The sequence below is a fragment of the Gaoshiqia sediminis genome, assembly GCF_025907915.1.
GTDB classification, from domain to species: Bacteria; Bacteroidota; Bacteroidia; order Bacteroidales; family Prolixibacteraceae; genus Gaoshiqia; species Gaoshiqia sediminis.
The window spans coordinates 258,747-281,084 of sequence record NZ_JAPAAF010000001.1; the positions used below are offsets into that span (position 1 = coordinate 258,747).

12 protein-coding genes are annotated in these 22,338 nt (G+C 44.8%); all 12 read left to right on the plus strand.

The annotated features are described in order from the left end of the window. Nucleotides 1-3 precede the first annotated feature (3 nt). The 12 genes from N2K84_RS01125 (at nucleotide 4) to N2K84_RS01180 (ending at nucleotide 22,248) form a co-directional block, all read left to right on the plus strand. Nucleotides 4-1,602 carry a RagB/SusD family nutrient uptake outer membrane protein gene (locus tag N2K84_RS01125; protein ID WP_282589914.1) on the plus strand — a complete coding sequence of 533 codons (1,599 nt, stop codon included), beginning with the start codon at nucleotides 4-6 and terminating at the stop codon, nucleotides 1,600-1,602. Nucleotides 1,603-1,973: 371 nt separating this feature from the next. Continuing rightward, nucleotides 1,974-4,256 (plus strand): GH92 family glycosyl hydrolase, encoded by a 2,283-nt coding sequence (locus N2K84_RS01130; RefSeq protein ID WP_282589915.1) that lies wholly within the window; start codon nucleotides 1,974-1,976, stop codon nucleotides 4,254-4,256. A 131-nt stretch (nucleotides 4,257-4,387) separates the two neighbouring features. Beyond that, a complete protein-coding gene (locus N2K84_RS01135) occupies nucleotides 4,388-7,021 on the plus strand; it encodes a glycoside hydrolase family 3 C-terminal domain-containing protein (RefSeq protein ID WP_282589916.1) in 2,634 nt (877 codons plus the stop codon). Nucleotides 7,022-7,248: 227 nt separating this feature from the next. Then, the gene (locus N2K84_RS01140; protein ID WP_282589917.1) at nucleotides 7,249-7,830 is read left to right on the plus strand and encodes an RNA polymerase sigma-70 factor; all 582 of its coding nucleotides are present in this window, start codon (nucleotides 7,249-7,251) and stop codon (nucleotides 7,828-7,830) included. A gap of 69 nt (nucleotides 7,831-7,899) precedes the next feature. After that, complete coding sequence (locus N2K84_RS01145; protein ID WP_282589918.1) at nucleotides 7,900-8,940, plus strand: FecR family protein; 1,041 nt, start codon at nucleotides 7,900-7,902, stop codon at nucleotides 8,938-8,940. Nucleotides 8,941-9,087: 147 nt separating this feature from the next. Then, on the plus strand, nucleotides 9,088-12,381 hold the full coding sequence (locus N2K84_RS01150; protein WP_282589919.1) for a TonB-dependent receptor: 3,294 nt from the start codon (nucleotides 9,088-9,090) through the stop codon (nucleotides 12,379-12,381). Between the two features lie 4 nt (nucleotides 12,382-12,385). After that, nucleotides 12,386-13,987 (plus strand): RagB/SusD family nutrient uptake outer membrane protein, encoded by a 1,602-nt coding sequence (locus tag N2K84_RS01155; protein WP_282589920.1) that lies wholly within the window; start codon nucleotides 12,386-12,388, stop codon nucleotides 13,985-13,987. 302 nt (nucleotides 13,988-14,289) lie between these two features. After that, nucleotides 14,290-14,871, plus strand: coding sequence for an RNA polymerase sigma-70 factor (locus tag N2K84_RS01160; protein ID WP_282589921.1), 582 nt, complete (start codon nucleotides 14,290-14,292; stop codon nucleotides 14,869-14,871). A gap of 60 nt (nucleotides 14,872-14,931) precedes the next feature. Beyond that, nucleotides 14,932-15,942, plus strand: coding sequence for a FecR family protein (locus N2K84_RS01165; RefSeq protein ID WP_282589922.1), 1,011 nt, complete (start codon nucleotides 14,932-14,934; stop codon nucleotides 15,940-15,942). 135 nt (nucleotides 15,943-16,077) lie between these two features. Next, nucleotides 16,078-19,446 (plus strand): TonB-dependent receptor, encoded by a 3,369-nt coding sequence (locus tag N2K84_RS01170; RefSeq protein WP_282589923.1) that lies wholly within the window; start codon nucleotides 16,078-16,080, stop codon nucleotides 19,444-19,446. A gap of 13 nt (nucleotides 19,447-19,459) precedes the next feature. Continuing rightward, on the plus strand, nucleotides 19,460-21,157 hold the full coding sequence (locus N2K84_RS01175) for a RagB/SusD family nutrient uptake outer membrane protein (RefSeq protein WP_282589924.1): 1,698 nt from the start codon (nucleotides 19,460-19,462) through the stop codon (nucleotides 21,155-21,157). Nucleotides 21,158-21,243: 86 nt separating this feature from the next. Further along, a complete protein-coding gene (locus N2K84_RS01180) occupies nucleotides 21,244-22,248 on the plus strand; it encodes an alpha/beta hydrolase (RefSeq protein ID WP_282589925.1) in 1,005 nt (334 codons plus the stop codon). Nucleotides 22,249-22,338: the final 90 nt, after the last annotated feature.

Genomic DNA, 22,338 nt, shown 5'->3' on the forward strand with positions numbered 1-22,338 from the left:
GAAATGAAAAAAATAGTATTTGGATTAATTTGTACTGTTATACTCGGATTTCTACTGTCGTGTAACGATTTTTTGGATGAAGAGCCCAAAAGTGAAATGAGTACGGATCAAAATTTTTCGGCTCCGGCCCATGCAACCAGCGCCGTGAATGCCCTGTACCGGACAGGCGCACCTTCCTTTTACGCTAACGGAGGTGTTTATATGCCTCAAACAGCATCGCACGGCGGTTACCTTTCCGGTTTTTTCGATAATGAATATAAAGGACAGGAAGTGATTGCCGACTACAGCCAGAAATTATCAATCACCAGCAAGAATATTGCCGGATCGATGGATGGCGTATGGGATGGTGCTTACGGAGCAATTTCAAGGGCTAACACTGCAATAAAATACATTCCTTCTACACCGGATTTAGATGAATCAGCCAAAGCTACCCTATTGGCAGAGGCCAAATTCTTCAGGGCGTTCAATTATTTTTATCTGGTGAAATTTTTTGGTGATGTACCCTTAATTCTGGAACCGTATGAATCGCTGAGTGATTTGTATGTAGCCCGTGAATCGGCTTCGGTGGTGTATGCACAGATTATTGTAGACCTGAAAGATGCGATTACCGCATTACCTGATGTTGCATTCACCGACAACGGGCATCGTATTACTAAAAATACGGCAGAAACAGTTCTTGCTCATGTTTATTTGGTGATGAGCGGTTACCCGGTTTTGGCCAATAATTATGCCGATGCAGCAACTGCTGCCAGAAACGTGATTGCCCGAGGGAGACATTCCCTGCTGACCCATACCGATCATGCACTTGGGAGTGCATACAACATGATTCGTACACAGGACAACAACGCGGAATATATTTACACATACGAGTTCGAATCAAGTATTGCTACGAACAACGGCAGGGTACAGACCAGCCTGCCGAATGTGGCTTCTACTTGGGGGGTACTGAAGTATTCTATTACCAACAATGCCTATCGCCCGGTTAAGCAATATATGAATGTGTATGATAAAGCCAAAGACTTACGTGCTCAGCATCAGCAGTTTTTTCAGTACTCATATACTTACGAAAAGGATGGTCAGCAGGTCACTCAGGTATTTGCTGATGATAAAACTCCGGGTGCATGGGTCTGGTATGACGAAGATGCAGCGCTTAATACTGGCCAGTGCGGGAAAGACTTTACCATATACCGTTATGCCGAACTTTTGTTGATTGCAGCCGAAGCAATTGCTCAGTCTGAAGGGGTGACAACTGAGGCAATTAAATATCTGGCAGACGTTCGCGTGAGAGCTTACACCACAACGCCACGTACAGAAATTGAAGCTTCACTGAGCAGTTTGTCTAAAGATGACTTCATTCAGCAGGTTTGGATCGAAAGGATGAGGGAACTTGTGTATGATTTCCGTACTTGGGAAGATATTCAGCGTACCCGGAAATATCCGGTTACAAACGATGCTAACCCGGGAGTTGTTGCATTTGTTGATGTGGTCGGGTCAACAAATCCTTGGGGACAAACATTCCAGGAGAAGCATTTGGTATGGCCGATTTCGGATAACGAAATGCAACGGAATCCGTCGCTGGTTCAAAATCCAAACTATGAATAATCCTAAACCAATTAGATAATTCGAAAGCCCGGGAGTATTGAAACTTTCGGGCTTTATCCTGTTTTTATTAATGACAGAAAAGCATGAATGATGACTTTCTCGTTTGGTATTGCGGTAAAGTTTTCCTCTTTGTGTGAGTTTCCCATCTGTTGGTTGTATAGGTTTATGTGTAAATGATCTTTTCCATACGATGTGCTGACAATTTTTTGAACGTGCAGAATGAATCAAGCAGATGAAGGAAAACAGAACTTTGTATATATTGAATCTTCCTTTCAGGGAAGGAAACTCATCGCTATGAAGGGAATGTTGTTTTTGAATTTCTGATGATTAGTGTGAAATGTATTGAATTTAAACCATATCGACGAACAACCATGAGTAGAAAATTAGACTTCCTATTTGTACTTCTTTTTTGCATTGCTTTAACCAGTTTGCAAGCGCAGCCACTTCAGCCGGTCGATTACGTGAACACCCTGATGGGCACCGACTCCGAGTTCAAACTCTCCGCCGGGAATACGTATCCGGCCATTGCCCGGCCCTGGGGGATGAACTTCTGGACCCCGCAGACCAACAAAATGGGTGATGGATGGGTGTATGGCTACGATGCCAATAAAATCCAGGGCTTCAAGCAAACCCATCAGCCCAGCCCGTGGATCAACGACTATGGCCAGTTTTCGCTTTTCCCGCTGACCGGCGATCTGAAGATCAAGGGCGAGGAGCGCGCCAGCTGGTTTTCGCATAAGGCCGAAACAGCCAAACCGCATTACTACAAAGTTTACCTGGCCGATTACGATGTGACCACCGAAATTACCCCGACCGAACGTGCGGCCATGTTCCGCTTCACTTTCCCCGAAAATGACAAGTCGTATGTGCTGGTCGATGCTTTTGACCGGGGCTCGTATGTGAAAATCATTCCTTCCGAAAACAAAATTATCGGCTACACCACGCGCAACAGCGGGGGAGTGCCCGACAATTTTAAAAACTACTTTGTGGTGGTTTTCGACAAGCCTTTTGCGAAAAGCGATGTGTGGAGTGCCGGCCAGGTGGTTGACGGCAAAACCGAGCTTCAGGACAACCACGTTGGCGCGGCCATTCAGTTTAAAACAAAAAAAGGAGAGCAAATCCACGCACGGGTGGCATCCTCGTTTATTAGTCATGAACAGGCCGAGCGTAACGTGAAGGAAATGGGCCGTGATTCGTTTGATGAGGTAATGGCCAAAGGAGAATCTGTGTGGAATGAAGAGCTTTCTCGCATTGCCGTGGAAGGCGGAACCGACGACCAGATCAAAACGTTTTATTCGTGCCTGTACCGGGTGCTGCTTTTTCCGCGCAAGTTTTACGAGTATGATGCCGACGGGAACGTGGTCCATTACAGCCCTTATAACGGCGAAGTGTTGCCGGGATATATGTTTACCGACAATGGTTTTTGGGACACCTTCCGTGCCGTGTTCCCGTTTTTCAACCTGATGTACCCTTCGCTGAACGAAAAAATTCAGGAAGGTTTGGTGAATACCTATCAGGAAAGCGGCTGGCTGCCGGAATGGGCCAGCCCCGGTCACCGCGACTGCATGATCGGCTCCAACTCGGCCACGCTGATTGCCGATGCCTGGCTGAAAGGGCGCCGTGGCTACGACATTGAAACCTTGTGGAAGGCCCTGGTGAAAAACTCCGAAAATGAAGGGCCGCTGCATTCGGTGGGCCGCTTTGGGGTGGATTACTACAACAAACTGGGCTATGTGCCTTATGATGTGAAGGTGAACGAAAACGTGGCCCGCACACTCGAATATGCCTTTGCCGATTTTTGTATTTACCAGCTTGGCAAGGCGCTGGGTAAACCGGAAAAAGAAATTTCGGTTTTTGCCAAACGGGCGATGAACTATAAAAACGTGTTCGACAGCGAAAGCAAGCTGATGCGCGGCCGAAATGAAGACGGCACGTTCCAGTCGCCCTTCAGCCCGTTTAAATGGGGCGATGCCTTCACCGAAGGGAACAGCTGGCACTACACCTGGTCGGTCTTCCACGATGTGCAGGGTTTGATTGATTTGATGGGAGGTAGAAAAGAATTTGTGACCATGCTGGACTCCGTTTTCGTGGTTCCGCCAATCTTCGACGACTCGTATTACGGCGGAGTGATCCACGAAATCCGCGAGATGCAAATCATGAATATGGGTAATTATGCGCACGGCAACCAACCCATTCAGCATATGATTTACCTGTACAATTATGCCGGTGAGCCCTGGAAAACCCAGCACTGGGTGCGCGAGGTGATGGACCGCATGTACACCCCGCAGGCCGATGGTTATTGCGGCGATGAAGACAATGGCCAAACCTCGGCTTGGTACGTTTTCAGCGCCATGGGCTTCTATCCGGTAGCCCCTGCCACCGACGAATATGTGATTGGCGCCCCACTGTTTAAGAAGATTACCGTAACGCTGGAAAATGGCCAAAAAGTTGAGATAGATGCCCCGGGCAACAATGCCGCCAATCGTTATGTGCAGGACATCCGACTGAACGGGAAAGCATACAGCAAAAATTTCCTGAAGTATGACGATTTGATGAAAGGAGCCACCATCCGTTTTGAAATGGGAGCGGAGCCTGATAAAGACAGAGGGACGAAGGACACGGATTTTCCATATTCTTTTTCAAAGAAGAAATAGAAGTGTAAACAAGCATCACAGTTAATTTTTAAAGTGGAGAGTTGATTTATAGCTCTTCACTTTTTTTTGGTAGAAATCTTGAAAATCACGTATATTTGCATACCAGAACAGAACAGACAAAACCAGCAAGTATGAAAAACCTATTTTTGATTTTTGCCTTCGTGGCAGCTATGGGGCTCAAGACACGGGCCCAATATAAATATCCTTTCCAAAACCCGGACCTTCCGGTTGAGCAGCGTGTGGATGATTTGGTTTCGCGGCTGACCGTTGAGGAAAAGATCGCTCAAACAGTGTATAATTCTCCGGCCATCGATCGGTTGGCTATCCCCAAATATAATTGGTGGAACGAATGTTTGCACGGGGTTGCACGTGCCGGTTATGCCACGGTCTTTCCACAGTCAATTTCGATTGCAGCTTCCTGGAATGCGGAGCTGGTAAACCGTGTAGCTACTGTAATTTCCGATGAAGCCCGCGCCAAACACCACGATTTTGTACGTCGCGGCGAGCGGGGCATCTACCAGGGGTTGACCTTCTGGTCGCCCAACATCAATATTTTCCGCGACCCGCGCTGGGGGCGCGGCCACGAAACGTATGGCGAAGATCCATTCCTGACCGGTCAGTTGGGAAAAGAATTTGTGTTGGGCCTGCAGGGCGGCGATTCGGACTACCTGAAACTGGTGGCCACTGCCAAGCACTATGCCGTGCATTCCGGGCCGGAACCTTTGCGGCACGAGTTTGACGTAGATGTCAGCGAGCGCGACCTGCACGAAACCTACCTACCAGCCTTCCGCACGCTGGTGGTCGAAGGCGGAGCTTATTCCGTAATGGGCGCCTACAACCGGTTCCGTGGCGAACCGGCCTGTGCCAGCACCGAACTGTTCGACATTCTTCGTAATAAATGGAAGTTTGATGGCTACATCGTTTCTGATTGCGGGGCCATTTCCGATTTTTGGAAATACCACAAAATTGTGCCCGATGCTGCTTCGGCGGCCGCGATGGCTGTAAAAGCCGGTTGCGATCTGAATTGCGGCGATACCTACCCGGCATTGGGCGAAGCTATGGAAAAAGGCCTGATTAATGAGGCCGAGTTGGATGTAGCTGTAAAGCGCCTGTTTCTTGCCCGTTTCAAACTGGGTATGTTCGATCCGGAGGAGCGGGTGCCCTATGCGCAGATTCCGTATTCTGTCAATAATAACCCGGCCCACGACAGGCTGGCCCGCGAAGCTGCCCGCGAGAGTATTGTGTTGCTGAAAAATGCCGGGCAAACCCTGCCGCTTTCAAAAAACCTGAAAAGCATTGCCGTAATTGGGCCCAATGCCAACGACGTTCAGTCGTTGTGGGGAAACTACAATGGTATTCCTACCAATCCGGTGACGGTGTTAAACGGGATTAAAAACAAAGTGGAACCGAACACGAAGGTTCTCTATGCCCAAGGAAGCGATTTGGCAGAAGGAATTCCGGCGATGGAGCCGATTCCTTCAATCTGTCTGGAAACGCCGGACGGTCGCCAGGGAATTCGCGGAGAATATTTTGCCAACAATAATTTCGAAGGCGAGCCGCTGTTTAGCCAGATTGACGACAATATTGATTTTATTTGGGACATCGGTACTCCAGACCCACGCCTGGAAACCGGCAATTTCAGCATCCGGTGGACTGGTTACCTGGTAGCCCCCAAGACCGGCACCTATTATTTTACCGATTGGGCAAAACCGTATATGAAAGTTACCTTTCACGAATCGAGCAAGATGGGTGGGAATCGTGAGCATCACGGCACCATCAACCCGAAAAAGGCCGATTTGACAGCTGGCGAAAAGTATCTGGTTGAAGTGGAATACCGGAACTATTACGGCGATGCCACAGCAAAATTGCTTTGGTCAACCCCGCAGGGAAACCTGTTGGAGAAAGCCGTAAAAACCGCAGAGAAAGCCGATGCGGTGGTGCTTGTGCTGGGCCTGAACGAACGTCTGGAAGGGGAGGAGATGAAAGTGGAGGTCGAAGGTTTTTCGGGTGGCGACCGTACCAGTTTGGATCTGCCTAAAACCCAGTCCGAACTGATGCAGGCCATTGCCGCTACCGGAAAACCGGTGGTGCTGGTGCTGATTAACGGGAGTGCGCTTTCCATCAATTGGGCCGCCGAAAACGTTCCGGCCATCCTGACAGCCGGTTATCCCGGTCAGCAGGGGGGGAATGCCATTGCCGATGTGATTTTTGGCGATTACAATCCTGCCGGACGCTTACCGGTAACCTATTACAAATCGGTTGAGCAGTTGCCCGACTTCGAAAATTATGACATGGAAGGGCGTACTTATCGTTATTTTCGCCAGGAACCGCTGTATCCATTTGGCTTTGGTTTAAGTTACACCACCTTTGCCTACAGCAACCTGAAACTTTCGTCTAACGTAGGGATGAACGAGCCGGTTACCGTTTCGGTGGATGTGACCAACACCGGCGATCGCGATGGCGATGAAGTGGTGCAGCTTTACCTCACCGACGAAAAAGCGTCCACACCGCGTCCTATCCGTCAGTTGGAAGGATTTAAACGAATCCACCTGAAGAAAGGCGAAACCAAAACGGTGAGCTTTACCCTGAAGCCACGTCAACTGTCAATAATCAATAAAAAAGATCAACGAGTTGTCGAACCCGGGTGGTTTACCATCGCTCTGGGTGGCGAACAACCCGGATTTGACGGGCGTACCAATGCAGAAACCACAACAACCGTTTCAGGTCGTTTTCAGGTTACCGGGAAAACAACGATGATCGAATAGCAAAACGATACTGTAAAAGATCCCGGGAGCAGTCGGCTTTCGGGATCTTTTTTGCCCCATTACTATTAAACAGGAGCTTTTCACCCTACCCCTGTGGTATCGCGTTTCCGATCTGCAGGGATGCCATGTTCTCTTCGTTTGCCAGTAAGTGCCCAATTTCAATTTTAAACTGCTTTTAATCATTTCTGCAAATTTTCCTAGCTTTGTCCTCGTCCGAATAGAGCGATATGCGAACCAATGACGACCGGCAATATGTTGAACTATTGAAGCAGGATGACTTTTCTGCTTTTAATGCCTTGTTTAAAAAATATGCCGAGAGTTTGTATGCTTTTGCCTTGAGTATCACCAGGGAACCTTATATTGCTGAGGAAATTACCCAACTGGTTTTTCTGAAAATCTGGGAAAAAAGGGCTCGGATCGAGGAGCACCTTTCTTTCAAGTCATTTGTTTTTTCGATCACTTATTCCGAAACCATTTCCTGGCTGCGGAAAGAAAAATCCGAGAAACGAAAAATGGAGCTTTGGGGAAATGTGGCTTCCTTTTCTTCAAACGAAACCAATTACACGATTGAATTCAACAATATTCAGGAGCTCACCAACCAGGTTATCGAGATCTTGCCCGAAAAGAGGAAAGAAATTTTTAAGTTGAGCCGGGAACAGGGATATTCGAACAAAGAAATAGCCGTTAGGTTGGGTGTTTCTGTTAAAACTGTTGAAAATCAGATTTCTGCTGCGTTGAGAACCCTGCGTGAAAAGTTGGGGGAAACCGGGATTTTGGGCATACTTTTTTATTTCATCACTTTTCATTAAAAATTTTTTTCGATCGAATAGGGGTAACCGGCTTTTCATTTCGTAGTATAGGAGAAAATGAAATGACGGATGAAATTAAATCAGCATGATATAAAGAATTACCTCGAAGGGAAAACCGATCAGTTGCGATCGGAGCAAATCCGGGAATGGTTGATCGACCCGAAAAACGAAACCCAGGTTCGACAGTTGTTGGGTGAGATTTGGACGAATTCCCAGATAAAGTTATCTGGAAGCAAACCCGATTTCGACCAATTGCTTTCCCGGGTTCACTACCGGATTCATGCTCAGCCCGGAAGTTCATTTGCAGCACCATCCAAAACAAGAAAGATTGGCCGAATTTACCAAATGTTTGCCCGGGCCGCTGCCATTCTCATCCTCCCGTTGTTGCTGTTCACCGCTTATCTGTATTTCAGTTCACCAACCGGTTGGGTAGCTCAGGGTGAACTTGTTATGCGCGAAATATACACCAAACCCGGCACACGGACCAGTCTGACACTGGCCGACGGGACTAAGGTATGGCTGAATGACGGCACAATTTTTAAATACCCCGAACAATTTACCGCATCCAATCGCACTGTATTTGTGGACGGTGAAGCCTATTTCGAAGTAAAATCCGATCTGCAACATCCGTTTGTGGTAGAAAATCCGCTGATGAAAACCGTGGTGACCGGTACCCAATTTAATTTGCATGCCTACTCCGCCGATCAGTTTTTTGAGACCACCTTGCTGGAAGGCAAAATTCATCTGGAAGGGCAAGCGGGACATATTGAACTGGATCCGGGGCAACAGGTGCAGTTTGACGCCACAACCAATGTCATAGAAAAGAAGGAAGTAAAGTCCACCAACGCAGCAGCGTGGATTGACGGTAAATTGATGATTCAGAATGAAAGACTTGATTTGGCTGTCAAAAAGCTGAGCCGTTGGTACAATGTGGAGATGGTCATAACCGAACCGCAATTGAAGGAACTGGAACTGACCTGTACGCTGGAAAATGAAAAGCTCGACCAGTGTATGAATTTGATTGCACAAGCCTTGCCGATCCGCTACCAACTGACCGAAGAAAAAATCCAGGGACAAATTCGTCAAAAAATACAGCTTATGAGGAAATAGAAAAAAGCCTGTCGGAATCTTGCACATTCACGGCAGGCCTATCATTGCTTTATTCAATAATAAAAACAAGTCAAATTTATGAAAAAAAAGTGTAACCCGGTTATTCAGGGAGTGTTGAATTCCCGAATAACTAAAATGCTACGGTACATGAAGCTAACTTGCTTGATTGTTTTACTGGGAGTAATCCACAGTTTTGCCGGCAAAAGCCAGGCACAAAACACAAACATTTCGATGAATGTGAAAAATGCTTCCGTGGAAACGGTGCTTCAGTCCATTGAAGAACAAACGGACTTCTATTTTCTGTACAGCCGGAGTATGGTTGATGTAAGCCGGAAGGTGGATGTACAGGTGACAAACATCAAAATTGAAGAACTTCTGAATGATTTGTTTGAGGACACCGGAATAAGTTATGTGATCGAAGGACGACAGATTATCCTTTCGGGTGGATCGGCTGCAAACTTACAATCGGCTCAGCAGCAAATATCGGTTTCCGGTAAAGTGACCGATTCTTCGGGAGCGCCGCTTCCGGGGGTAACCATCGTCCTTAAAGGTTCAACCACTGGCACCATTTCCGATATCAACGGGACCTACTCGATGTCTAATGTATCACCAAATGCTACCTTGGTCTTTTCATTTATCGGGATGAAAACGCAAGAAGTTGAGGTGAATGGTCGCCAAGTAATTAATGTCGCGTTGGAAGAAGAAACCATCGGACTGGAAGAGGTGGTTGCCATTGGTTATGGAAGTGTTGCAAAAAAAGACCTGACCGGCGCGGTTGCTTCCGTTGGACATGATGACTTGGTGTCTGTTGGATCTACAAGTCCGCTAAAGGCTTTGCAGGCAAATTCTGCCGGTGTGAACATCAGTCAGCGAACTGGGTCGGTGGGAAGCGAATTTGATATTCAAATCCGTGGGGCCAATTCCTTGACCGGGGCAGCCCCTTTGTATGTGGTTGACGGAGTGATGACCGATAATATCAATTTCCTGAACACAAATGATATTCAGCGAATCGATATTCTGAAAGACGCCTCGTCAACTGCGATTTATGGATCACGTGGTTCAAATGGTGTCGTGATCGTTACTACTCGTTCGGGGGAAGGCATTAAGGTACAAAAGCCATCTATTACCTATTCCGGTTATGTTGGGCTACGCACAATTTCCAATATGCCCGATTTTTTAAATAGCTACGACGAGAGTATAAAGTGGAACATAGACAGACAGGTTACACGTGATCTGGTACAGGGGAAACCTATCGTCCCTTCGGTGACTTACAGTTTTCCAACAGTGATTAGGGACGGTGTGAATTACTGGGAAGAAGCTCTGACCGAACGAAGAGGTACCGATTGGGTGGATGAACTCCTAAAATCCAGTATCCAACAAAACCATTTTGTTTCGGCTTCGGGTGGAAACAACAATATCAGCTATGTTGTCGGATTTGGCTATCAGGGCGATGATGGGAATGCAAAAGGGCAGTGGTATAAAAAGTATAATTTTAAAGCGAGTGTTGATGCACGGCCTGACGACAGGTTTTCGGTTGGCGCCAATATCAACCTGGCCTTTTCTGACCGGGAGCTGGTATCCCGTCAAGGCTATACTCGCCAGATTTTCAGGATGCCTGCTTTTGCACCCGCTAAAGACAAGGACGGCAATACCATTCAATCGCCTATGATCGGGATTTCCAGTAATGTTAATCCGTATGCATATCTGGAAACCGACTCAAAATACAATGTTGAACAATATTATGTGATTTCGAATTTCTACCTGAGTTTTAGTCCAGCGAAATGGATCAATTTAAAAACAACATTTTCTCCCAATGCTAAATTCGGAAGAGACGGGGAATATTTTGACCGTTTTGCGACCCGCTCAATTTCTGTGGCAAGAATGTGGAATACAAACAAGCTTTCATTTATTTGGGACAATCAGCTGAGCCTAAATAAAGAGGTCGGAGAGCACCGGTTCTCATACGACTTCATTCAGTCATCTCAGTTCGATCGCTATGAGTCTGCTTTTGCCTATGGCAGGGATGTTCCATTCCAGTCGTTGTGGTATAATGTACAAAGTGCCCCGCAACGCGATGCAACCACCGGATTCAGTAAAAGTACGCTGCTTTCATTTACCAACCGATTTAATTATTCTTTCCGGGATAAATATTTGTTTACAGCTACAGTACGTTGGGACGGTTCCTCAAAATTGGCTGAAGGAAACAAATGGGCCTATTTCCCATCGGCTGCTATCGCTTGGAGAATGAATGAGGAATCATTTTTAAGCGGGGTTTCCCAAATTAATAATTTAAAGTTACGGTTGAGTTTTGGTTATACCGGAAACAACAATATTGATCCTTATACCACACAGTCTGCCCTAAACCGGCAAACTTACTATGATTGGGACGAAACTACTGCTAATGGATTTATCCCCAATGCGTTGGCGAATTCGGAACTGACCTGGGAGCGTACGCGAGAATGGAACTTGGGGGCTGATTTTGGACTATTCGATAGCCGTATATCCGGAGAAATCAACGTTTACGACCGGCTTTCCCTTGATTTGCTGATGGAACGAAAGCTGGCTATGCCTACTGGTTGGGCAACTATGATGGATAACGTGGGGTCTGTTAGCAACAAAGGAATTGAGTTACAGGTACGGACTATCAATGTTAAGCGAAAAGACTTCACTTGGGAAACCAACTTTATATTCTCCAAAAACACCAATAAAATTGTAGAACTCTATGGGGCAAAAGAAGATGATGTGCCAAACCGTTGGTTTATTGGTCAGCCGGTGAATGTGGTTTATGGAATGGTGTTTGATGGCGTTTGGCAGCGAGACGAGTTAGCACCAGAAGACAGGCAGGCACTTGAAGGAACTGCGAAAGTTAAAGACCTGAATGGAGATGGGAACATAGATATTGACCAAGACATGAAAGTGCTGGGATCTCCCGACCCTAAATGGATTGGCACGTTCTCCACCAACCTGACGTATAAAAACTGGAACCTTTCAGCAACCGTTTATACCAAACAAGGAATCCTGCAATTTAGCCCGTTTCACGAAGAGTTTACCGATTTCAACAGTAAAGTAATTTTGGATGTGCCTTACTATCTCCGGGAGAATCCGATAACCGAAGCCCGATACTCGAATACCTACCCCCAGCCAGCCTATCAAGGACAATATTGGGGCGAAGATGCTGAGGATTATGGGTTCCCTGGGTTCAATAAAGATGCATCATTTGTGAGGGTACAGAATATCACCTTGGGCTATAATTTCAGCCGTAAATTATTATCCCGCTTAGGCCTTGCGGAAATGCGCCTGTATTTCAACGCCTTGAATCCGTTCGTGTTCACAAAATATGACGGTTTTGACCCGGAGTGGGCCGGAGCTGATATGTCAGGTGTAGATGCAACGAATACCTCCTACACAATTTATCAGATTGGTACAAACATTAAATTCTAAGGTTATGAAAAATCTAAAGCTTAAAATATACACTGTTTTCGCGGCTTTGCTGTTTGCCGGATGCGCTGATTTTCTGGAGGAGGAAAATTTAGGGAACACAACAGCAGAAAATTATTATGGCACTCAAAAAGGATATGAAAGCTTGGTAAACGCCGCTTATGCCTCTATCCGTGACATTTATGAACCAACACCGTATGTGTTTTGTGCCGGGACGGATTTATTTTTCAGTGCCCATCAGGAAGTTCCTTTAGGCTTGGCATCTTACCAAACTTTAACGCCAAGTAATGGACAAGTTGAACATCTGTTTAAGAATTTGTATGAAAGTATTCAGATCAACAATTTGGCCTTGGATTATGCAGACAAAACAGAGGACTTCCCCGAATTGGAGACTCGCATTGCCGAGCTGAAGTTCATTCGGGCATACTTATATTTCCTGTTGGTCCAGAATTTCGGTGATGTTAGTATGGTGGTTGACCTAGTTAGCGAACCCATTACACATTTCGAACGAGAACCAGCCAGTGAGGTCTATCAGTTTATTATTGATGAGATGGAAGAAGCTATTACAGTATTACCAACTACTCAGCCTGAATTTGGACGCGTTAACAAGCGAGTAGCCCAACACATGCTGGCCAAGGTTTATCTTACACGTGGTTACGAGTCTTTTGGATTGCAAACAGATTTTTCAACAGCTGCACAATTGGCAGATGCTGCTATCGGTGGACAAGGATTGAATCTGGACTTTGAAGACTTATTTGTTTACGAGAATGATAACAACGAAGAAGTGCTATGGTCTATTCAATATTCTGATGGATCGACCAAACAGGGAGGAGCTCACAACTGGGATTATCCTTGGGGGCCTCTTATTCAGGGAAGTAACGATGGCGTAAATAAGAAGAATGCTCTGCACCCGACAGAATACTTGTTCACGTTATTTGAGGATAATGACACGCGGTTTGAAGGCACTTTCCTGAATATCCTTACCAGCCCGTATGTGGGGTACATCCTGGATCCGGAAAATTCACCGGTCAATTATTACTATCCCAGGACAGCTGCTCAGCTGGCAGACACAGCAAACTGGCGGGCTGCCTCACCGATGCGTGCTAATACCATTATTTCTCCAATCGATCCACATTGGTGGGATGGGCTCAATCAGGAAGATTATCCGTCACTGCGAAAGTTTGATAGAGTGCGTACAGTTGAGGTCCAATATACTCACGATTTGTACTTGGCACGTTTGGGTGAGACCTACTTAATTGCCGCTGAAGCCTATTTGCAGGCCGGAAATTCCTCGAATGCAGTTGCGCGTATCAATACTGTACGGCAAAGGGCAGGGGCATCGCTGGTGTCATCGGTTGACTTGGATTTTATTTTGGAAGAACGCGCCCGTGAACTTGTCGGCGAAGGATTCCGCTGGCTCGACTTGAAACGTACCGGAAAGCTCATGGAATATACAAAAGTCAGAAACCCTGATATTAAATCACTTTTTAACTCAGGAATTGATCCCTTTCTGGGTGCCAACGGGAACTATAAAATTTTACGCCCCATTCCTCTTAGTGCGATTGCGCTGGATTCCGGAGATTATCCGCAAAATCCAGCCTATCAGTAATCTGATTTTTTAGGGGAGTATGAATTTTTCAAAACCCCGGCTATAATTAATAACGATAACAATATTCGGTACAGGTTTGCTATCTTAGCAAGCCTGTACTTTTTTAAATCCAATCATAGCCCGATTAAACAAGATTTAAAAATTGAAAGTGAAGATACTTGGAGTACTTGGGATAATATAGTGATTGACAGAATTAGCTTGAGTTATGATTGACTCCTTTTTTTGTATGTCTCTTATTTCACATTGCGTACTTTTATTTCCTCCAATTTCGATATTTTTAGCCAACCAAAATGCTCCCTAAATTGAAGAAGACTATAAATACTAATTCGAGTTCCGAAGTTGATCCGTTCTACTGGAATGAAGAAAATTTCAGCAAAGTGTTTGACGAGTACTATTCTTCTCTTTGTTTCTTCTCGAATAAATATTTGGAGGACATGGACCTGGCCCGGTCGCTGGTGCAGGAAGTGTTTGTGGATCTTTGGACCAAACGTGAAAATATTGCCTTAAAATATTCCGTAAAATCATATCTCTATACCGCAGTTAAAAACCGGTCGATTGATTATTTACGCACCGTCAGGAAAAATGTAAAATTATCAGCGGTGGGAGATTGTCAGTTGGAAACCCCCTTCCGTGATGCCCTTGAGGAAGCAGAACTAAACGACAGAATCAACAAATCGATTAATGAATTGCCCGAAAAGTGTCGGGAAGTGTTTGTGTTGTGCCGTTTTGAAGGATTAAAGTACAGCCAGATTGCAGAAAAACTAAATATCTCGGTAAAGACGGTTGAAATGCAAATGGGAATTGCGTTAAAAAAAATGCGTGAAAAACTGTCAGATATTCAATTGGTTAAACTTCTTCTCTGTATTTTTTCGAAAAAAAAGTAGGTTTTATTACAGGGTAACTTGGCCATATTTCGTCTATGGGGTGATTTAACCCAAGACGACATGAGCGAAAACCATATCGATATTCTAATTGGTAAAGCCCTCTCCGGAAATGCCACTCCCGGGGAACTTGCCGAACTCAAGGAGCTGAAAAAACAATCTCAGGAATATACCGAGGCATATACTCAAAGCCAAAAAATCTGGCAGCATGCAGAAAGCTGGATTTCCAAGGGCGATATACAGCAAGACAAAATCAAAACACAGGGCGAAATTAACAAGAACTTGTTCCGGCAAATAAGGCGCAGCAAACGCCTTCTATCCATTTACAAACTTGCAGCCATTCTGGCATTCCCCATCGCGTTGGCAATAAGCCTTTTGTTGATGAAACAAAATCAGGAGGACGTACTGCTTGTATCCACAACTACAGAGATAACCGCGCCAACAGGGCATATCGCCAAATGCAAGCTTCCTGATGGCACAGAAGTCTGGATCAACTCCGGATCGACCATTACTTACGATGCTTCCGGATTTGGTTCCGATACACGGGAAGTAAGCCTGAACGGTGAAGCCTATTTTGAGGTTTTCAAAGATCGGCAGAAAACGTTTTTTGTCCGTACTCCATTAGCTGATGTAAAAGTTACCGGTACTTCGTTCAATGTAAAAGCCCATTCCGATTCTCAATCTTTTGAAACTGTTTTGAGTGAAGGCAGTGTGGAACTGGATTTAAAGCGGCAAGGACAAGAATTGTTGAAAATGGAACCTGGAGAACGGGTTATTTATGAAAAAGCACAAGGCAAGGTGCTGGTGCAGCAAGTTGATCCGGAGCTTTTCTCTTCGTGGCGAAATGGCGAGATCATATTTAAAGATGCAACCTTAAACGATTTGGCTAACGAGCTGGAACGGATTTATGGAGTTCGGTTCCGGTTTGAGGACCCGAATATGGCCGGCTACCGGTTCAGGGGGATGTTTAGTTACAGCAACAACCTGATTGATGCACTTGAAAAAATTAAGGTAACTGCTCAGGTTGATTATTATATCGAAAATAAAGAAGTATGGCTAAAGAAAAGAAACTAATTAAACCTAAATAGTATGGAATAAAGGATGAAACGTGGCTTAAAAAAGAAGAGGGAATAGGTCGAAGCATTCCCCCTTCAAAAATCAATAGCTACGAATAGCGTAATCAATTTTATTAATTCAACATTCAAATTTATGAAAAAAAAACTTGAACGAGGGAGAACTCATGTTCTCTGGCTAAAAAAATTATGGCTTATGATGAGGTTATGTGTATTGCTGATTTTATTGGCCTCGGTTTCGGTTACAGCAACCGTCTATTCGCAAAACTCGAAGCTGACACTGAAGATGAAGAACTCCAGGATCGCGGATGTCTTCAATTCCATTGAGGAACAATCGGATTATTATTTCTTTTATAATCGCGATCTTTTCGATGATTCCCAGATGGTAAGTGTGGATATGGAGAATAAAAACGTCTCAGAAATCCTGGATGAACTTTTTAAGGGAAGAAATATCAGTTACAAAATTGTTGAGCGGAATATTCTGATTGAGGTTAATGCCGACAAGCTTAATCAGATGAACCAGCAAAAGGGCGATATAAGGGGGAAGGTCACCGATTCTTCCGGCGCTCCGCTTCCGGGAGTAACTGTATTGATAAAAGGCACAACGCAGGGAACAATTACTGATGGTGATGGGAACTATTCGCTTCCGAATGTCCCGGGAGATGGTACCTTGGTGTTTTCGTTTGTTGGGATGAGAACACAGGAAATAGGAATCGCTGGGAAAACGCAAATCAATATTACTCTTGAAGAACTTTCAATTGGTCTTGATGAGGTTGTTGCTGTTGGATACGGGACACAGCGGAAAATTACAATCACAGGGTCAGTGGTTAATACAAAAGGCGATGAGTTGATGAAGAGTCCTGTTCCTAATGTTACAAACTCTATACAAGGCCGTCTTCCTGGAGTAATTGCCGTAAACACTTCAGGTGAGCCAGGGAGAGATGATTCACAGATTTTAATTCGGGGCAGAAGTACATTTGGGAATACGCAACCATTATTAGTAATTGATGGGGTGCCCAGACCAACTGAAGGATTGGGCCGTATCGACCCGCAAAGCATCGAGAGCATAACTGTGCTTAAAGATGCTTCGGCTGCAATTTATGGCGCCCGGGCAGCCAATGGTGTGATTTTGGTTCAAACCAAACGCGGCGACATTGGGAAGCCGGTTTTCAACTTTAATTATAACCAAGGTTTTAGTCAACCTACCAGGGTGTTGGATGTATTGGATGCTGCAACCTATGCTGAAGTTAGGAACGAAGCGGATATCAGGAATGGTGCAAGCTCGACTACTTATACCGAAGAAGATATTCAGAAATTTAGAGATGGATCAGATCCAATAATGCATCCGAATACCGATTGGGTTGCAGAAACATTGAAAAGCTGGACGCTTCAGAACAAGATGAACCTATCGGTTAACGGGGGGAGCAAAACCATACGCTATTTTTTGTCGTTGGGATTGCAGAATCAGGACGGGCACTTTAAAAATAATCCCACAGACTACAAACAGTACAATTTAAGGTCGAACATTGACGCAAATATCACTGATAATTTCAAAGTGAGTCTGAATGTTGCAGGACGTTTGGAAAAAAGAACCTATCCCTCAACAGGGACGTGGGTAAACTTCGTCAACATCCTTTCTGCCCCCCCAAGACTTCCTGCTAAATACCCGAATGGACTTATTGCTGCGGGTCGGTTTGGAGAGAATCCATTGTTACGCGATCAGGCTGGCTATCTGAAGCAGGAAAGTATGCCAATTCAGTCCACATTGGCTATAGAATATAAGGTTCCTTTCATTGAAGGTTTGTCATTTAATGGTTCCTATAGCTATGATTTTACACATGATTTTGAGAAAACTTTTCAGAAACCATATAGTTATTGGGAATATGTGCCAATTACTGATGATTACATCGAGGTGCAATCGAATTATTATGCCAGCCCTGCAGTAAGGGACTATTTCAATCGTTCCTTTGTAACAACATATAATCTTACAGCAAGCTATGTCAAGTCGATAGGACGCCATAATATAAGCTTGATGCTTGGCGCTGAAAGAGCAGAAAACAAAGGGAATAACGCAAGCGCTTTTCGGAAAAATTTTCCGTCAACCAGCTTGACCGACATCAACTTTGGCGGATCAGGCCTTGCCGATCAAAGTACAAGTGGCTCTTCCTATTTGACCAGAAGAGATAATTATTTTGGACGCGCTTCTTACAACTTTCAGGAGAAATACTTGGCAGAATTCCTTTTTCGCTATGACGGCTCTCCGATCTTTCCCAAGAATAAACGATACGGGTTCTTTCCCGGGTTCTCCGTAGGCTGGCGGATATCCGAGGAGGATTTTATGAAAAGCCTGACTGCCTTAGATTACTTGAAGTTGCGTGCTTCCTACGGTGAATTGGGGAATGATGATGTTGATGATCCTTACGCCTACCTCAGTTCATATTCTATCGGTCGTACCTATAATTTTGGCGGGATTGATGTTCTGGGATTAAATCCTGGTGTATTGCCTAATTCTAACTATACCTGGGAAGTACTGGAAACAATGAACTTTGGGGCAGACGCATCTTTTTGGGATTTGAAGCTTGGAGTAGAACTGGATATCTTTAAACAGAATAGATCAAGTATTTTAGCGCAGAGACAGTTGAGTGTTTCAGATACATATGGGTATTCAGGGCTCCCGCCCGAAAATATCGGGAAAGTTGAGAATCATGGCTTTGAGCTAGTGTTGAGTCACAACAATCGATTTAATGATCTGATTTTTAGGGCGAGGGGTAATGTTTCTTTTGCACGGAACAAGTACGTGTATTTTGATGAAGTCCCTGCAGGCGAGGAATATCAGATGCAAACAGGTCGTCCGATTGGAGCCCCGTTAATCTGGGGAACAGCTGGCATATACAAAACACAGGAAGAGATTGATAATTCGGTTCATTTGGCCAATGCCAAGCCAGGTGATTTAATTTATGTTGACAAGAATAGAGATGGCAACATAAATAATGATGACCAATATCGTATGGATAAATCATCCATACCTGAGATCGTATTTGGACTGGATTTAAATTTTGAATACAAAAACCTTGATCTGACGCTTTTTTTCCAAGGTCAAGGAAACGCCGTCTATTTCCCGGGCATTACTAGTTTGGGAGGAGAAAGTAACGCTGCAGCAATTCGCGCAAAAGATCGTTGGACCATTGACAATACTGATGGAACAATGCCTCGTTCAGGAGGTAACTTTGCTCAGTTCAGTGAGTTTAATATGTATAGCGCGGCTTTTGTACGTTTGAAAAATCTTGAGCTTGGCTACACCTTTCCCGAAAGGCTTACCTCAAAAATTGGCATTAGTGACTTCCGCGTATATACCAATGCATTTAATGTTTTTACAATCAGTGAAATTGATTTCATGGATCCGGAGGGGCGTGGAGACGGAAGTGATCCAAATTCAACACGCACCGATGCAAATTACTATCCTCAATTGAGAGTGTTTAACTTAGGTGTTAGTTTATCATTTTAAAATAGAATAGGTTATGAATAAATATATAGTCGTGCTATTATTTTCACTTGTAGGGTTTAGTAGCTGTAACAAAGATTACTTAGATATTACCCCCTCTGACAGGGTCGTTTCAGACCAGGTGTGGAATGATGCCAATTTGGTAAAGTTATATGTGAATGGTTTATATGCAGGAATCCCACATGGGTTCGATACTCATTTATGGTCAAAATATACGGATGAAGCTTATGGCGATAACACTTGGTTGATGGGAACTTGGACTGCTGATAACATTACAAGTTTTGGGGCGAGCAGTAATTATATTGATTATTTTAAACGTGCATATCAATACATCCGCAGTTGTAATATCTACTTTAATGAAATAGATAATTCTCCTGTAAGTGATAATGATAAAGCTGCTTTGTCTGCCCAGGTTCATTTTATTAGGGCATTTATTTATGCCAATCTGCTGTGGAGGTACGGAGGTATGCCTATTGTTGAAGAAATTTACGATCTTGGAGATGAAGTGAAGTTTGGCCGAAACTCCTATCAGGAAGTTCTGGATTATATAATTCAGGAAATTGACGCTGCCATACCACATCTTCCGGAAAAATATGGATATACTGAATCAAATTTTGGGCGGGCAACCCAGCATGCGGCAATCGCTTTGAAATCCCGTGTCTATCTTTATGCCGCCAGTCCGTTAAATAATCCAGATAATGATAAATCTTTGTGGCAGAAAGCAGCTGATGCCGCCAAACTGATTATTGATGAAAATGCCTATGATTTGGTCCCGAATTATGAAAATATTTTTCTGGACGTGAATCAAGAGATTCTTTTTGCAAGAACCTTTAATAACACGAATGGCCATTTGGTAAGCTTCATTAACACAAATCACACTTATGGTGGTTGGGGAGGATGGGGAGGCCGGAATGTCCCTTCCCAAAATTTAGTTGAGGACTATGAAATGATTAATGGGGAAATGATTTTCAATGCTGATGGTACTATTAACCCTGCTTCTGGTTACGACCCTCAAAACCCATATGTAAACCGTGACCCCCGCTTCTATCAAACGGTTATCTACAACGGAGATACCTTTAGGCCCGAATTACGGGGATCAGCCTCACCCGATTATGATGTTACAATGCATATTTCAGGGTTAGATGCTAGTGAGAACCCAATCTTAACGGGCACCTACGGGATTGATAGTTACAAGGTAAATGGTGATAATTCCAGAACCTCCTACAACTGGAAAAAATTCATCGATAGGAATTTGGTGATTAGCCGGTCAAACGGAGGTTATTCACAACCTTGGATATTTTTCCGCTTAGGCGAAATATATCTGAATTATGCAGAAGCAATGTTCGAACTGGGATTCGAAGATACGGCGCGTGATTATGTTAATCTTATTAGAGAACGTGCAGGCATGCCGAGCTTGCCTAGTACCATAACCGGTGATGAACTGAAAATGAGAATTCGTCATGAAAGGAGAATTGAACTGGTTTTAGAAGCACATCGCTTTTTCGATGTTCGACGGTGGATGATAGCTCCAGAAGTGGAGTCTGATAATATTCGTGGTGTTGAGATCTATAAATACCCTAATGGAGAGTTGCTATTTCGCGAGGTAACGCTTATTGAACGCCCGCAGTGGGATGATAAATTCTATTGGATACCAATACCACGATCTGAAATTAATAAAGATTCAGGACTTACCCAGAATCCAGGATGGGACTAAAAATCAATTGCTTTATCTATAATAGGCTCCCCAAAAGGTGGGGAACCTATTATTATTATTATTATTATTATTATTTATCTGAATTCATGAATAAAAAAAATCATGCTTTTGTCATTTTTCTCGTGTCAGTACTTACCGGTTTCGGTTTAAGCGCCCAGGCCCAATTTATCAAAGGTACCACCGTTCCGGCCGACACTACTTTCAATGTCCCACGCGTTTACCGCCAAATAAAAAACAACTATCCCCAAGCTGTTCCTGCCAAGGACAGTATTCCGGCGGGTGTGATTGCCGACCGCGATTTGGTTTATGCTCATTTGCCCGAAACTTCGTTTGGCCCGCGCGATTTGCATGTCGATTTGTTTCGTCCCGAAAAGGCGGGTAAATATCCGGCACTGATATTGGTTCACGGCGGTGGCTGGCGGGCCGGCGACAAATCGTTGCAGGTGCCCATGGCCCAGATGATTGCTCAAAAAGGTTTTGTAGCGGTGGCGGTGGAATACCAGTTGTCGCTCGAAGCCAAATACCCGGCAGCGGTCCACAACATCAAAGCGGCCATTCGCTGGTTGCGGGCCAATGCCGATGAATTCAATATCGATCCCGATTTTATTGCCATTTCGGGTTGTTCGGCAGGCGGACAGTTGGCTGCGTTGGTGGGCATGACGAATGGTGTTAACCAGTTTGAAGGCAGCATGGGCAACAACGGGCAGTCGAGTGCTGTGCAGGCCGTGATCGACATCGATGGCGTACTGGATTTTATGGCCCCACTGTCATTGAACTTGGATCGTCGGCCCGACTCGCCCGATGTGCAATGGCTCGAAGGCGACTTTTACACCCGTCCAGACCGCTGGAAAGAAGCTTCGCCGATTTTCTGGCTGAACGAAAATTCGGTTCCTGTGCTGTTTTTAAACAGTGGCTTCCCGCGTTTCACCGCCGGTCAGTACGAAATGATATCGATGATGGAGCGCTGGGGCATCTATCACGAGTTGCACAAGTTCGATGTGCAGATTCACCCGTTTTGGTTGTTTCATCCCTGGGTGGATGAAACGGTTACGTACATGGTCGAATTCATGCGGAAAGTGTCGCAAGATTAATATTTTCTGAATGTCTTCCCATTGTTTTTCTCAATTTGGACAAAATGCCCCCTGTTTGCTGATGTAATGCTCCCTGTCTGATTATCAGCA